15 protein-coding genes and 2 tRNA genes are annotated in these 13,030 nt (G+C 68.9%); 11 read left to right on the top strand and 6 right to left on the bottom strand.

Annotated elements, in window-relative coordinates; translation table 11 throughout:
- Positions 1 to 200: 200 nt before the first annotated feature.
- Positions 201 to 276, top strand: a tRNA-Cys gene (locus C475_RS02360).
- Between the two features lie 73 nt (positions 277 to 349).
- On the top strand, positions 350 to 949 hold the full coding sequence (locus tag C475_RS02355) for a class I SAM-dependent methyltransferase (RefSeq protein ID WP_006882156.1): 600 nt from the start codon (positions 350 to 352) through the stop codon (positions 947 to 949).
- 111 nt (positions 950 to 1,060) lie between these two features.
- On the opposite strand, the gene C475_RS02350 is transcribed toward C475_RS02355, so the two are convergent.
- On the bottom strand, positions 1,061 to 2,356 hold the full coding sequence (locus tag C475_RS02350; protein ID WP_006882155.1) for a DUF7405 family protein: 1,296 nt from the start codon (positions 2,354 to 2,356) through the stop codon (positions 1,061 to 1,063).
- Positions 2,357 to 2,515: 159 nt separating this feature from the next.
- On the opposite strand from C475_RS02350, the gene C475_RS02345 reads away from it, so the two are divergent.
- The gene (locus tag C475_RS02345; protein ID WP_152436308.1) at positions 2,516 to 3,577 is read left to right on the top strand and encodes a hypothetical protein; all 1,062 of its coding nucleotides are present in this window, start codon (positions 2,516 to 2,518) and stop codon (positions 3,575 to 3,577) included.
- A gap of 108 nt (positions 3,578 to 3,685) precedes the next feature.
- On the opposite strand, the gene C475_RS02340 is transcribed toward C475_RS02345, so the two are convergent.
- The 4 genes from C475_RS02340 to C475_RS24185 form a co-directional block, all read right to left on the bottom strand.
- Complete coding sequence (locus C475_RS02340) at positions 3,686 to 3,892, bottom strand: hypothetical protein (protein ID WP_006882153.1); 207 nt, start codon at positions 3,890 to 3,892, stop codon at positions 3,686 to 3,688.
- Between the two features lie 282 nt (positions 3,893 to 4,174).
- Positions 4,175 to 4,286, bottom strand: a tRNA-Lys gene (locus C475_RS02335).
- Positions 4,287 to 4,327: 41 nt separating this feature from the next.
- A complete protein-coding gene (locus C475_RS02330; RefSeq protein WP_006882152.1) occupies positions 4,328 to 4,999 on the bottom strand; it encodes a DUF7119 family protein in 672 nt (223 codons plus the stop codon).
- Between the two features lie 106 nt (positions 5,000 to 5,105).
- Complete coding sequence (locus C475_RS24185; protein WP_167837389.1) at positions 5,106 to 5,243, bottom strand: hypothetical protein; 138 nt, start codon at positions 5,241 to 5,243, stop codon at positions 5,106 to 5,108.
- Positions 5,244 to 5,488: 245 nt separating this feature from the next.
- Here C475_RS24185 and C475_RS02325 point away from each other — a divergent pair, with 245 nt between their 5' ends.
- The 5 genes from C475_RS02325 to pheA all read left to right on the top strand — a co-directional run bounded on the left by C475_RS02325 (position 5,489) and on the right by pheA (position 9,152).
- A complete protein-coding gene (locus tag C475_RS02325; RefSeq protein ID WP_006882150.1) occupies positions 5,489 to 5,830 on the top strand; it encodes a hypothetical protein in 342 nt (113 codons plus the stop codon).
- Between the two features lie 87 nt (positions 5,831 to 5,917).
- The gene (locus C475_RS02320) at positions 5,918 to 7,693 is read left to right on the top strand and encodes a nitrite/sulfite reductase (protein WP_006882149.1); all 1,776 of its coding nucleotides are present in this window, start codon (positions 5,918 to 5,920) and stop codon (positions 7,691 to 7,693) included.
- The gene (locus C475_RS25405) at positions 7,690 to 7,782 is read left to right on the top strand and encodes a DUF7501 family protein (RefSeq protein WP_449404409.1); all 93 of its coding nucleotides are present in this window, start codon (positions 7,690 to 7,692) and stop codon (positions 7,780 to 7,782) included. The genes C475_RS02320 and C475_RS25405 overlap by 4 nt, the downstream gene beginning before the upstream one ends.
- 75 nt (positions 7,783 to 7,857) lie before the next feature.
- Positions 7,858 to 8,145, top strand: coding sequence for a DUF6360 family protein (locus C475_RS02315; protein ID WP_006882148.1), 288 nt, complete (start codon positions 7,858 to 7,860; stop codon positions 8,143 to 8,145).
- Between the two features lie 197 nt (positions 8,146 to 8,342).
- The gene (pheA, locus tag C475_RS02310) at positions 8,343 to 9,152 is read left to right on the top strand and encodes a prephenate dehydratase (protein ID WP_006882147.1); all 810 of its coding nucleotides are present in this window, start codon (positions 8,343 to 8,345) and stop codon (positions 9,150 to 9,152) included.
- Position 9,153: 1 nt separating this feature from the next.
- On the opposite strand, the gene C475_RS02305 is transcribed toward pheA, so the two are convergent.
- Entirely contained in the window at positions 9,154 to 11,073 is a 1,920-nt protein-coding gene (locus C475_RS02305; RefSeq protein ID WP_006882146.1) for a PAS domain S-box protein, read from the bottom strand.
- 151 nt (positions 11,074 to 11,224) lie between these two features.
- Here C475_RS02305 and C475_RS02300 point away from each other — a divergent pair, with 151 nt between their 5' ends.
- The 3 genes from C475_RS02300 to C475_RS02290 all read left to right on the top strand — a co-directional run bounded on the left by C475_RS02300 (position 11,225) and on the right by C475_RS02290 (position 12,989).
- The gene (locus C475_RS02300; RefSeq protein WP_006882145.1) at positions 11,225 to 11,629 is read left to right on the top strand and encodes an Hsp20/alpha crystallin family protein; all 405 of its coding nucleotides are present in this window, start codon (positions 11,225 to 11,227) and stop codon (positions 11,627 to 11,629) included.
- A 107-nt stretch (positions 11,630 to 11,736) separates the two neighbouring features.
- On the top strand, positions 11,737 to 12,192 hold the full coding sequence (locus tag C475_RS02295) for a peroxiredoxin (protein WP_006882144.1): 456 nt from the start codon (positions 11,737 to 11,739) through the stop codon (positions 12,190 to 12,192).
- Positions 12,193 to 12,296: 104 nt separating this feature from the next.
- The gene (locus C475_RS02290; protein ID WP_006882143.1) at positions 12,297 to 12,989 is read left to right on the top strand and encodes a protein sorting system archaetidylserine decarboxylase; all 693 of its coding nucleotides are present in this window, start codon (positions 12,297 to 12,299) and stop codon (positions 12,987 to 12,989) included.
- The last annotated feature ends 41 nt before the right edge of the window (positions 12,990 to 13,030 follow it).

Raw genomic sequence — 13,030 nt, 5'->3', positions numbered from 1 at the left:
AGAGTCTCTGGGAAACCCGGTTCGCCGCCTCCATTCATCCCGGCCACATTCGGCCGGAACGCATCACCCTCGACCAGTCACTACTGGTCAGGGGTTTCGTATTTATTTCGCCAGTGCCGACAGCGGGTGCTCGCTCGCCGACCCCGAAGAGTGGGCGAATCCGATGGGCTTAAGCGACACAGGCGGATACTATCTGACGCGCCAAGGTGGCAGAGTCCGGCCGAACGCAGCGGCCTGCAGAGCCGCCCATCGCCGGTTCAAATCCGGCCCTTGGCTTTCTGTTGTAAGTCCGTGAGTGGTGACACTGGTCCGGACGGTGGTTGATAGGCGTGGCGACACAACCGACGATATGAACGCGAACGAACGGCGACGAGCGTGGGACGAGATCGCTCGGACGTATGCAACACAGCGTGACTCCTCCGGATCGGACGCAGCACTCATCGGGGAGTTGCTGGAGCGGTGTCCGGCCGACCCGTTAGTGCTGGATGTCGGTTGCGGTGACGGTGCGCGGACGCTCGCGAACCTCCCGGGGGGTAGTATCGGGCTGGATTTCTCGCGACGGGGGCTGGAACTCGCGGCGGAAACGCTCCCGGACGCGCGGTTGTTGCAGGCGGACATGACGGCTATCCCGCTGGCTGACGGGACGGTCGACGCGGTCACGGCGTACTACGCGGTGTTCCACGTGCCGCGGGACCGACACCGGGAGGTGTACCGCGAGTTCGCGCGAGTACTGAACCCCGGCGGGGTTCTCTTGCAGACACTCCCGGGTGGTCGGTTCGAAACGGTTCGACGCGGCTGGATGGGCGGGTCGATGTTCTTCTCGGCGCCCGGACGGGAGGCGACGCTGGAACAGTTGCGCGAGGCGGGGTTCACCGGGGTGCAGACGGAGACGGTCGACGACCCGCTGGGGAGTTCGAGCGAGTTCGTCTTCGCGGAGCGGTCTCGGTGAGGTGAGCGTCACGGTCCGAGCGATACGTCGGCGCTGGGTCGCGCGTGCGCACTGAGTAGTGACAACAGCGTGCGCCAGCGCGACCGTTCGCTGGCTCGGTCGAGCCGGACGCTACTCCTCGGGGCGGGGTGTCGGGAGCGATCGGTGGCGCCGCGGCGGGACGAGGAAGTTCCCGCGACGGCGGACGAAGATGTACTCGAGGATGCCGTTGTTGACGCGCTGGCGGACGGCCGGCGTGGCGGCCGTGATGTCGGTGCCGTTCATCGCCTCGCGCACCGCTTCGAACGTCGAGATGCGGCGCTGGAGCGACGGGAAGTGGAGGCTGGCGACGGGCTGGTCGGATCCGATGTCGTCGGTCGACTCGAAGTGGCGGCGCAGGAGGCGGACGTTACCGTCGTCGTCGCGGTTGGCTCGCGCGGCCTTCTGGGCGTGGCCGACGCGGCCGGTGGCGCGCGCTTGTTCCTCGATGTCGTCGAGGAATCGGTCGACTTTGCTGTCGTCGCCGAGGTTCGCGCCGACGCCGTCGACGAGGTCGTGCTCGGCGTGGCCGGGGCTGAACAGCTCGGCGACCCGTTCGGGGTAGTCCTGCTCGCCGTACCAGTCGTCGAGTCGCTGACGGAGGTTCGCGATCACTTTCGTCGTCCCGCCGGCGAACGGCCCCTCGTCGATGGTGACGTAGTCCTCGGTGGCCTGGTTGCCGACGAAGCCCGCTTTGAACCCCATGAACAGCGGCGACTCCTCGGGAACGGGGTTCGAATCGGGGATCCCGGCGGCGTCCTGGCGCTCGGCGGGGAGGCCGGCGCCGACGAAGCCGGTACGTCGCGAGTCGACGGTCGCGACGTCGGTCAGTCGCGCGTCGACGGACTCGCTGTTGACCGACTCGCGGTCGCCGGTCAGCGCCTCGTCGGCTTCGAGGACCACGTCCGCGCGGTCGCTCGCGAGGTGGACGACGGCGTCCTGGGTGTCGAAGGTGGGATCTTCGAAGTCCGAGAGCGCGCGAGGCGGCGGGAGGTCGACCGACGAGGGAAGGGGGGTGTCGAAGCGGTCGAAGTAGGTGGGGGAGTACGCGACGGTGTGGAGCAGGCCGTCGGCGCTCCACTCGTAGGCTCGGTCGAGCGTCGACAGCGCGGCATCGAGCGTCGAACGGGCGTCCTCGTCCGGTGGACCGTCGGGGTCGAAGTCGACGTACAGGAGGACCTGGTGTTCGGGCAGGAGGGAGTTGCCGCTGTCGTCGTGTGGGACGTGGTCGCGCCAGGCGTGCTGGCGCGCGGGCTTGGCCGCGGGGTCGCCCGCAGGGACGGCGTCGCCGTCGGTTCGCTCCTGGCAGGCTGCGAGCGCGCTCGCGCCGCCCAGCGCGACGGCCGCCCGGAGGAACTGTCGGCGGGGGAGGTCGGAGTCGGGGACCATCTGTGTGGGGCGGTACCGTGTGGACCGAAAAGGGGGTTTTGGTCGGTCGCCGCTCGGGCGGGACCGAGCGACGGTCGGGTGGGTCCGAGGGGTGGACAGACGCCGCCGTAGCGGCGGAATTGGTAATCATTATACGCGGGGCCGCCCGACCACCCGGGTATGCAACGACGAGCCGCGGCGATTTATCTCGTGTTCTTCCTCGTCATCGGGGCCGGGGCGTACGGCCTCATCCAGACGGCGGAGGAACCGACGATCTCACTGCAAGGCGACACCGCGTACTCCGCGGGTGACACGGTGGAGTTCGGCGATCGGGCGTGGGAGGTCGCCGAGGCCGACACCGACAGCGGCGAACTGGCGTGGGTCAACGAGTCGGCCGTCATCTCGACGACCATCGACAACGGAAGCGAGGTCCCGGTGACCGACGTGCGCTGGTCAGACCAGTCGGCTCGGATGGAACAGGTCTTCGAGGCCGGAGCGACCGTCCAGTACAACGGCAGCGAGTACGAGGTGAGCGTCAACGGGAGCGCGGAGTCGTTCACGCTCGCGCTCGCGAGCGACGCCTCGGTCAACGAGAGCTACGCCGTCGGTGACACGGTGACCTACGAGGGTAACGAGGCAACGGTCACGAGCGTCACGGGCGATGCCGCGACCATCGTCTGGGGCGGTCCGTACATGCTCGTCGTCCAGGCCGAGAACGTCACCGACCCGACCGAGGCGATGTTCGTCGAGCAGCGGGACCTCGAAGCGATGGTCGCCGCCGATCCGGCGCTGTACGACGAGATCATCACGCAGAACGGCACGCGGAAGGTCACGTACCGCGCCAACGAGACGAACGTCGCGCTGGAGGGGTACTTCCCGCCGGTCGAGCGCCACACCATCGCCGAGGGCGAGACGCTGACCTACCAGGGCAACGAGACGACCGTCGACGCCGTGACCAACACCAGCGTCGAACTCACGCGACCCGGCCAGAACACCGTCACCGTGGGCTTCTCCGAGGGCGCGAACTTCACTGTCGCGGACACGCAGTACTTCGCGCACTTCCCGAACAACTCGTCGGTGTACTTCATGGAGACGAGCGAGCGCTACGGTGACTACCAGGCACAGGAAAACGAGATCGCTTCGTACAACGACCGGGTGACGGGCCTGTGGGGTATCGCACAGCTCTGCCTCGTCGCGGCGATTCTCCTGGTCGCCATCGCGTACCTGCCCGTCCGGGGCTGACCGCTCGCGGCGCGGTCGCTTTTCGCGGAACGCTTTTTGCGGACTCACTCGACGACACGGCGGCGGCGCTGTCCGACGTGTCGGGACGAAATAAAAACTGAGTCGGCGTTAGTCGGCGCGGCTGAGCCAGACGAGGAGAGCGCCGATGGCGGCGGTGCCGACGGCGCCGACCACCTGCAACGCCGAGGCGAGCGCGTCGCCTTTCGTCGCCCAGGGTGCGCCGGCGAGCGTCGCGACCGCGACGAGCACGAGCAGGGCGCCGAGGGCGATCCCGATCGGCTCCATCCGGTCCGAGAATCGGTTCGTTTCGTTCATAACGGCTTCTCGCGACTCACCGTGGTAAGTCTCTTGGTTCGAGATGCCGGCGGATCGCCGAAGTCCGAGTCGTCGGGAGAACGGGCCGGGAGGGAGTTGAACCACGTCGAGACATTCGGGGTCGCTCCTACGGTCGCTTCCCGGGCTGTGACTCGCCTCCTTCACTCTCTCCCGGATGCGTTGCTGGTCGCTCACGGTTCGTTCGCTGCGCGTGCCTTCCAGGGTTCGACTCCTTCCTGCCGGTTCACTCACCGCCTCACTGTCGCTCGGCGGTTCGTTGCACGGGCCGGGAGGGAGTTGAACCCCCGACCATCTGGTCTCTCCCGCAACCACGCGGATCGAACGCGTAGCCGCGATAAAAGCCAGACGCTCTGCCTGACTGAGCTACCGGCCCTACGTCTCCGAATGAGGGGGACGGCGATTAAGTACTTACGATCAGCCCTGCCCGAAGCGGCGTTCGAGCGCGGTCGCGACGATCTCGTCGGGCTCGACGTCCTCCAGGGCGGCCCGTCGCCGGAGTTCCCGGTAGATCCCGGGCGGGAGTTCCATCGTGAGTTCCCCGAGGGTGATCCCTTCGGTGACGAGGGCGTTCTCGACGGAGGTGCCGTCGTTGACGTCGCTGGCGACCGAGCGGACCTGGCGGACGGTCATGTCGTGGTCGAGGACGGCCCACGCGAGCTGGAGGCGGGCGGCGCCGGCGACGCGGGCGATGTGTTTGGCGGCGGTGGGGGCGATCTCGCCCATCGCGACGTGCTTGCGGATCGAGCGGGGCAGGTCGTGGACGCGCGACCACTTGCGGATGAAGGCGACGGTGGCCTCCCCGCCGGCGCGCTCGGCGGCGGCCTTGTACGATCCCTCGCCGCGGACGAGGGCGGCGCAGGCGGCGGCCCCGCGGAGCATGAAGACGGTGTCGGCCTCGCCGGCGGCGTCGCCGGCGAACTGTCGAACGGTCTGTGCGGCGGTCTCGAGGCTCTCGGGGTCGTCGGGGTCGAACTCGACGGCCTCCTCCGGTCGCTGTCCGGTGACGCTCGGGTCGCCCCGGATGACCGGCGCACCGACCGGTGACTCGCGGTCGGTCGGCGGCTCTCCCGGCCCCTCGTGACTCATCACTTGCTCCTTTGGAACGGTGTCTCAAAAGGCTCTCGGCTGTCGGGACGACGATGCGCGCGCGAGTTTGGCTCCGGTCGCCGCGCGCAGGCCGTCCCTCGGCGCGTCAGTCGGACGCCTCGGCGCGTTCCTCGGAGAGGTGCTCCCAGACCTCGGCGCAGCCACACCCGTCCTCCACGTCGTCGAGGTGGCTGGTGTCCGGCTCGGGCGCTTCGTCGTCGTGGGTGTCTGTTGCCTGGGTCATCGGTTCGTCGTACACCTGCCTATATCCCCTACTCCCTTAACCGATAGCGCTCCCGTAAGTGCTACCCGGGCTTGGACGTACCGGCAATCCCTTCACCTATCTCGGACGCACGTGTTCGGGCAGCGCGCGTCGACGAGTCGGCTCGGCGCGGAGCGCTCGGCCGGTGAGCGGGCCGGCGTCGCAGCCGGCGGCGAGTGTTGTGCGGGCCGACAGCCTCTGGGTCGTCCGGACCGTAGCTGTCGACAGTGACGACCGACGTTCACCAGCTCGACGACGGTGCCTGGATCAGCGTCAACGACGAGCGACAGGTCAACGTCAGCGACCTGTGGCTGCTCGCCCGCCAGGAGGTCTGTGACTGCGAGACCGCGGACTTCCTCGTCGAGGGGTTCGCCGAGGTGGGCGTCGACCACCCGGACATCCAGGCCAGAGTCGCCGGCCGCTGCATTACCTGCGGCCGGGAAGGGGTTACCGGCTGGCTCACCGTCGGCCGCGTCATCGACCCCGAGGAGGGCGACTTTTCGCCCGTCGACACCGCGAGCGTCCTGATACCGGAACGGCGCCACCGGCTGGCCCGACCGAAACCGTAGGCAACAATATCCGCTTCTCGGGAGAGGTGGGGGCTCTTGTCGAGATGCGCGCGCCTTTAAGAGCGGAAGACGTGGGACTGTACAAGAATGCCGACGAAAGTCGAGAACTGGAAAGACGAGATTTACGGGTCGGAGATCCGCGAGCATCTGATGGAGTTCGCCGAGAAGGGATGGGACGCCATCCCGGAAGACGAGCACGACGCCTGGTTCGAGCGCTTCAAGTGGTGGGGGCTGTACCACCAGCGGAAGGGCCAGGAGTCCTATTTCATGATGCGCATCGGGACGCCCAACGGCGTCCTGAAGCCCGGGCAGCTGGAGGTCGTCGCCGAGATCGCCGACGAGTACGCCCGCGGCCCCGTCGACAACCCGGAGTTCGGCGGCGCCTACTGCGACTGGACGACTCGCCAGTCCATCCAGCTGCACTGGATCAAACTCGAGGACATCCCGGAGATATTCGAGAAGCTCGAAGCCAACGGACTCGGGACCCAGCAGGCCTGCGGTGACTCCTGGCGCAACATCGTCGGCTGTCCCGTCGCCGGCAAGGACAAGCACGAACACATCGACGCTTGGCCGGTCGCCGAGGAGCTCCACGAGACCTTCAAGGGCAACGACGACTTCTCGAACCTCCCGCGCAAGTGGAAGGTCGCCGTCACCGGCTGCGACCAGGGCTGCGGCCAGGGCGACATCAACGACCTCGCCTACGAGCCGGCCACGAAGGAAGTCGACGGCGAGGAGCAGCTCGGCTTCAACATCCGCGTCGGCGGCGGGCTCTCCCGCAAGGAACCCCGGTTTTCCCGCTCGCTCGACGTGTGGGTGCCCCCGGAGCAGGCCGCCGACATCGGCGCCGGCATGTCCGCGCTCTTCCGCGAGTACGGCGACCGCGAGGACCGGTTCAACGCTCGCATCAAGTTCCTCGTCGACGAGTGGGGCCCCGAGAAGATGCGCGACGTGCTCCAGGAGGAGTTCGTCGACTTCGAGCTGGAGACCGCGGGCGAGAACATGCGCGAGAGCTACACGTACAACGCCGGCGGTGAGGAGCACGGCGACCACGTGGGCGTCCACGAGCAGCCCGACGGCAACTACTACGTCGGTCTCGACGTCCTCGTCGGCCGCATGGGCGTCGACGACGTGTCCGAGCTCGCCGAGCTGGCCGACGAGTACGGTTCCGGCGAGGTCCGCCTGACCCAGCGCCAGAACATCATCGTCACCGACGTCGACTCCGACCGACTCGACGAGTTCCTCGACGAGCCGCTGCTGGAGACGTACTCGCCGGACCCCCATCCGTTCATGCGCGGTTCGATCGCCTGCACGGGCACGGAGTTCTGCTCGCTGTCGATCGTCGAGACGAAGAACCGCCAGGTCCGCTACGCTCGCTGGCTGAAGGACAACGTCGAACTCCCCGAGGGCGTCGAGGACTTCCACATCCACCTCTCGGGCTGTACCGCGTCCTGTGCCCAGCCGCAGATCGCCGACATCTCCCTGCGCGGGATGAAAACGCGCAAGGACGGCGAGCCGGTCGAGGCGCTCGACATCGGCCTCGGCGGCGGCCTCGGCGAGGAGCCGCAGTTCGCCGACTGGGTCGAGATGCGCGTGCCCGCCGACGAGGTGCCGGGCTACGTGGAGAACCTGCTCGCCACCTTCGAAGACGAGCGCGAGGAGGGACAGACCTTCCGCGACTTCGTCGCCGAGCGCGACGAGGAGACGCTCCAGGACCTCGCGGAGGCCGAGGAGACCTCCTACGAGGACCCGTACATGCACAACACGAAGATGACGTGGTACCCCTACGCCGAGGAGGACGACATGGGCGACTCGCCCGCGCCGACCGACGGCGAGGGCAACTCGCTCGCGCCGGCCGACGACTGATCGGCGACGACTCGTCGCTTCCGTCGGCACGCTTCGACCAGTGGCGCGAGAACATCGCCGGCGACGTTGGCGGCGAGTGGAGCGGCTGAGCGACGGTGGTTCGGACCCGGCACGCGGCCGCCGGACTCGCCGCCGCTTAAGTGTCTGCGCCGCCGACCGTGGATATGGTCGACCGCATCCTCAAGGTCAACGCCTACACGACCTTCGATCTGCTCGACGGCCGCGTCGAGGGCCACGGCTTCGAGACGGAAGCGCTGAGCGTACTGAACGTCACGACCGACAGCCGCGACGACCCCGACCACGTCGAGTTGCAGGTCGAGATGGACAACACCGACCTGGAGGAGGTGACCGCCCACGCCGACCACGTCGAGCTGTCGGCCGCCCAGGCCCGCGAACTCGCCGGGGAGCTGGAGAAGTACGCCGGTCGGGTCGAGAGCGCGGACGAGGACTGAGTTTCTTTCGGGGAACGTGACCGAGCGGAACCCGCCACTCGAACTGGAACCGCGGACAGCGTGAAAGCCCCCGCTGTTCGCGGTCGTGGTCCTCGGAGCAGTCGATCCGCTCGTACAATCTCTCCAGCCCGATCTATCGACGAAAGCCGCTGCTAGCGACCACGGGGCTTTTCACGGCGACCGGCGAATCGGGGGTAATGGAAGCACTCACGCTCGGTCCGGCGGGGACCTACTCCCACCGGGCGGCGAAGGCGGTGGCCGACGAGGTGGTCTTCACGGACTCGAAGACGGCCATCGTCGAGGCGGTCGCGAGCGGCGAGTACGAGCGCGGGGTCGTCCCCGTCGAGAACAGCACCGAGGGGCCGGTCACCGAGTCGCTCGACGCGTTCGCCGAGTTCGACGTGGCCGCGGTTCGCGAACTCATCACGCCGATCCGCCACGCGCTCATCGCGCAGGGGCCGGAGTTCGACGTGGTGGCGAGCCACCCGCAGGCGCTCGCGCAGTGTCGCGAGTATCTCGACGAGAACTACCCGAGCGCGACGCTGGAGTCGATGACTTCGACCGCCGCCGGCGTCGAGCGCGCCCGCGAGGACCCGAGCGTCGCCGCCATCGGCCACCCGCAGAACGCGGCCGACGGCGACCTGCGAGTGGTCGCCGAGGACGTACAGGACCAGTCGTCGAACGCCACCCGCTTCCTCGTCGTCGCGCCCGCGAGCGAGCGCAGCGAGGCCGGCTCGAAGACCTCCTTCATCGTCTACCCGAACGTCGACTACCCCGGCCTGCTGCTGGAACTGTTGGAGCCGTTCGCCGACCGCGACATCAACCTCACGCGCGTCGAGTCGCGGCCCAGCGGCGAGCGGTTGGGCGATTACGTCTTCCACATCGACGTGGAGGCGGGGCTCTACGAGGAACGCACCCAGGACGCGCTGGCCGAGATCGAGGCCATCGCCGAGGAGGGGTGGGTCCGCCGGCTCGGCTCCTACGACAGCGAGACGGTGCTAGACTGAGTCAGGCCTCATCGGTCGGCACCGGGAGCCGGAGTCGCACGACCGTCCCGCGGGGGTCGTTGTCCTCGATAGATAGCTCCCCGCCGAACCCCGCGACCACCCAGCGGGCGAGCCACAGGCCGATCCCGGTCCCGTGGGTGACCTGGGTCTCCTCGCCGGCTTCGATCGCCGCGCGCTCGGACCCGGGGATACCGGGGCCGGTGTCGACGACGGTGATATCGGCCCAGCCCGCCGCCCCGCCACCGACCGACGTTGCCCCGAGTGTCACCGCCGGCGGGACCCGGTCGTGGTGGGCCAGCGCGTTGTCGACGAGTTCGCGGAGCGCGACGGCGAGTCGGTCGTCCGCACTGACCCGGAGGCTCGCGGGCGCTTCGACCGCGATCTCGGCGTCGGGGTAGCGCTCCGCGAACTCGTCGGCGACGGTCGAGAGCGTCTCGCGCGCGTCACAGACGGCGTCGGGGTCGCGCTCGCGCTCGAACAGCGACCTGGTCGTCGCGACCTTCTCGCCCGTCGCGGTCAGGTCGTCGGCCCACTCCTCGATGGTCGTCGCGTGGGCTCGGAGCTCCTCGTCGTCGAGTTCGCGCCGGAGGGCCGACGCGTGTCCGCTGACGACCGTCATCGCGTTCCGGAGGTTGTGCCGCAGGATCCGATTGAGCACGTTCAACCGCTGTTCGCGGAGGTTCCGGTCCGTGGTCTCGGACTCGATGCCGACGAAGTGGGTTATCTCCCCGTCGTCGGCGATCGGCGCGATCGTCTGGTCGACGTGGTACAGCTCGCCGGACTTGCGCCGGTTGACGATCTCGGCCTCCCAGGTCTCGCCCGCGAGGATCGTCTCCCACAGCTCGTCGTAGAACTCGTCGTCGTGTTTCCCGGACTTGACGATCCGCGGGTTCAGCCCGACGGCCTCCTGGCGGTCGTAGCCGGTGTCGGCGGCGTAAGCCGGGTTCACGTACTCGATCGTCCCTTCGGGGTCGGTGATCACGATACCGTGTCCCGCCTGCTCGACGGCCTTCTCGAACATCCGGCGGTCGCGCTCGCGGGACCGCCGCTCGGTCACGTCCATCACGGCGCCGCGTACTGCGGCCGTCCCGGAGGTCCCGTCGGCTCCGGGACCAGTGGCGTCGCCGACGGCGGACTCGCGGTCCGACGAGACTGGCTCACCCACCGAGCGGATCCACCGGTCGTCGCCCGCGGCGGTCCGTGCCCGGAGTACCACGTCGTACGGCGTCTCGTCCTCACAACACCGGCGGACGAGGCGTCGGATCCGCGAGCGGTCGTCGGGGTGGTAGAACTCGACCGCGTCGGCGAGGGTCGGCTCGTACCCGTCGTCGACCGCGAAGATCGACCGCGTCCCGTCCGTCCAGCGGAGGGCGTCGGCGCGGCGGTCGAGTTCCCAGCCGCCGACCCGTGCGAGCCGCTCGGTCTTCGAGCGGAGGTCCCGGTTCCGTTCGAGTTCGCGCTCGCGCGCTCGCCGCTCGGTGATGTCCCGCGAGATGCCGACGATCCGCGTCACTTCGCCGTCGGGACGGATCGGCGTCAGTTTCGTCTCGAACGTCCGACGGTCGGCGGGGAACGAGAGGGTCTCCTCGTACTCGACGGTCTCGCCCGTCTCGACGCAGCGGCGGTACTGCGCGGCGATGTCGCTCCCGAGGGATTCGCCGAACACCTCGCGTGGCGTCCGGTTCAGTATCTCGGACGCGGACCGCTCCGTGAGCGACTCGTAGGCGGGGTTGACGCGGCGGTACCGGTACGTATCGGCCGGGGCGACACCGTCGACGCCGACGAGAAAGACCGCGTCGTCGACGGTCCGGAAGATGGTCTCGTACTCGTCGGGGAGGTCCGACGGCGGTTCGGAGGGGGGATCCGGGCGGTCGGACGGTGTGGCGTCGCCCCCGCTCTCGACCCAGTCGCGCGAAGTCATCTATCCGAATTCGACCGCTGGCACAAAAAAGGTGCCCGGTCTCTTTCACTCCGTAGGCGAACCCGCCCCGGCGGGGGCTCGGCTCGTCCGCCGAGTCGGGGCCGGCGCGGACGCGCGGCTTAAGACGCGCGGGGACGTACCGCCGAGTGACATGACGGGATCCACCGATCCGTTCGGCGACATCGAGGAGCTGATCGACGTGATGACCGGCGGGCTCGAACCGTCGGGCGACCTGGCGGTCGACGTGGCGGACACCGGCGAGGCGTTCGCCGTCGTCGCCGACCTGCCCGGCTACGACCGCGACGACATCGACGTACAGCTGACCGACTCGACGACGCTCACCGTGTCGGCCAGCCGGGAGACCGAGGCCGTCGAGGAGGCCGACCGCTACGTCACGCGCGAGCGACACGGCGAGTCGATCACTCGTCGAGTCGGCCTGCCCGAGCCCGTCGTCGAGTCCGAAGCGAGCGCGTCATACGAGCAGGGGGTACTGACGGTCACGCTCCCCAAACGGACGACGAGCGACGACGGCGGCACCGACATTCCCGTCAACTGACCGCGCGGTACGGGTCCGCGAGCGGGCGCCCCGGCGCGACGGCCGGTGTCGACGGCGCCGGTCGCCGCAACCGAAACCGGCTTTCGCCGTCGGTCCGAGCCGTCGGTATGGCACTCGAACCCGGCGACCCGGCGCCCGAGGTGGCGGCCCCGAACCAGGACGGCGAGACGGTCGAACCCGACTGGGCGGGGGTCTCCGTCGTCTACTTCTACCCGAAAGACGACACGCCCGGCTGTACGACCGAAGCCGAGCAGTTCCAGGCGGAACTGGAGAGCTACCGCGACGCCGGCGTGACCGTCTACGGCGTCTCGGTCGACGGCGTCGACTCCCACGCGGCGTTCGCCGAGGAGTACGGGATCGAGTTCGACCTGCTGGCCGACCCCGACGGCGAACTGGTCGACGCCTTCGACGTCGAGCGAACCCGGGGCGTCGCGAGTCGGACGACGTTCGTCGTCGTCGACGGGTCCGTCCAGGCGACCTACACCGGCGTCGACGCGGACGGTCACGCGCGGAACGTCCTCGCCGACCTGGTCGAGACGGGCGTCGCCTCGCTCGACGACTGAGCGCGCCGTCGGTGGGCGGGAGTCGGACGACCCATCGCCACCGGAGCGTCGGGCGACCGACCCGTTCAGAAGGCTTATCATCGGAACGGATCGGAATAGCGACAATGAGCGTCGCGAACGGCAGTCTGAGATACGCGCTGCTCGCAGTGGTCGTCGGGGCGGTCCTGTTCCCGTTCTCACGCGTCGCGAGCGGCGCCTGCGTCGTCGCCGCGGTCGGCGTGGTCTACTTCCACCGCGACCCCGCCCGGGTCGTGCCGCCCCAGGGCGTCGTCGCCCCGGCCGACGGGAAGGTGACCGTCGTCCGCGAGGAGGAGGAAGGGCTCCGGCTGGGCATCTACATGAGCGGCTGGGACGTCCACGTCAACCGCGCGGCGATGGACGGGACCGTCGAGAACGTCGAACACATCCCGGGCGCGAACAAACTCGCCTTCACGAAAGACGCCGAGGAGAACGAACGCCTGCGCTTCGAGTTCGAGGACTACACCCTCGAACAGATCGCCGGCACGTTCGCCCGCCGGACCTACTCCTACGTCGACCCCGGCCAGGAGGTCGCCCGCGGCCAGCGAATCGGCCACATCTCCTTCGGCAGCCGCTTCGACATGGTCTTCCCGCCCGAGTACGGCCCCGACGACCTGACCGTCGACGTGGGCCATCGCCTCTACGGCGGCGAGACCGTCATCGCCCCCCAGCGCTCGGCGGTGAGCGGCGACGACGAAACCGCGGCCGACGCCGACGGGTCCGACGACGAATCCGCGACGGACGCCTCCGCTTCCCCCTCCCCCGCCTCGTCCGCCTGAGCGCCGGCGCGGACGCGGTCGCCCGCCGCGCTCCCCAGTTG

It is taken from the genome of Halosimplex carlsbadense 2-9-1, assembly GCF_000337455.1.
Taxonomy (GTDB): domain Archaea; phylum Halobacteriota; class Halobacteria; order Halobacteriales; family Haloarculaceae; genus Halosimplex; species Halosimplex carlsbadense.
Note: the sequence above shows the minus strand (reverse complement) of the source record. Positions and strands in the feature narration are given on the sequence as shown.

Coding starts and splice junctions, on each gene's coding strand:
- C475_RS02300 (WP_006882145.1), top strand. CDS start 11,225: ATGACGGGATCCACCGATCCGTTCGGCGACATCGAGGAGCTGATCGAC.
- C475_RS02295 (WP_006882144.1), top strand. CDS start 11,737: ATGGCACTCGAACCCGGCGACCCGGCGCCCGAGGTGGCGGCCCCGAAC.
- C475_RS02315 (WP_006882148.1), top strand. CDS start 7,858: ATGGTCGACCGCATCCTCAAGGTCAACGCCTACACGACCTTCGATCTG.
- C475_RS02355 (WP_006882156.1), top strand. CDS start 350: ATGAACGCGAACGAACGGCGACGAGCGTGGGACGAGATCGCTCGGACG.
- C475_RS02305 (WP_006882146.1), bottom strand. CDS start 11,073: ATGACTTCGCGCGACTGGGTCGAGAGCGGGGGCGACGCCACACCGTCC.
- C475_RS02350 (WP_006882155.1), bottom strand. CDS start 2,356: ATGGTCCCCGACTCCGACCTCCCCCGCCGACAGTTCCTCCGGGCGGCC.
- C475_RS02330 (WP_006882152.1), bottom strand. CDS start 4,999: ATGAGTCACGAGGGGCCGGGAGAGCCGCCGACCGACCGCGAGTCACCG.
- pheA (WP_006882147.1), top strand. CDS start 8,343: ATGGAAGCACTCACGCTCGGTCCGGCGGGGACCTACTCCCACCGGGCG.
- C475_RS24185 (WP_167837389.1), bottom strand. CDS start 5,243: ATGACCCAGGCAACAGACACCCACGACGACGAAGCGCCCGAGCCGGAC.
- C475_RS02340 (WP_006882153.1), bottom strand. CDS start 3,892: ATGAACGAAACGAACCGATTCTCGGACCGGATGGAGCCGATCGGGATC.
- C475_RS02345 (WP_152436308.1), top strand. CDS start 2,516: ATGCAACGACGAGCCGCGGCGATTTATCTCGTGTTCTTCCTCGTCATC.
- C475_RS02320 (WP_006882149.1), top strand. CDS start 5,918: ATGCCGACGAAAGTCGAGAACTGGAAAGACGAGATTTACGGGTCGGAG.
- C475_RS02290 (WP_006882143.1), top strand. CDS start 12,297: ATGAGCGTCGCGAACGGCAGTCTGAGATACGCGCTGCTCGCAGTGGTC.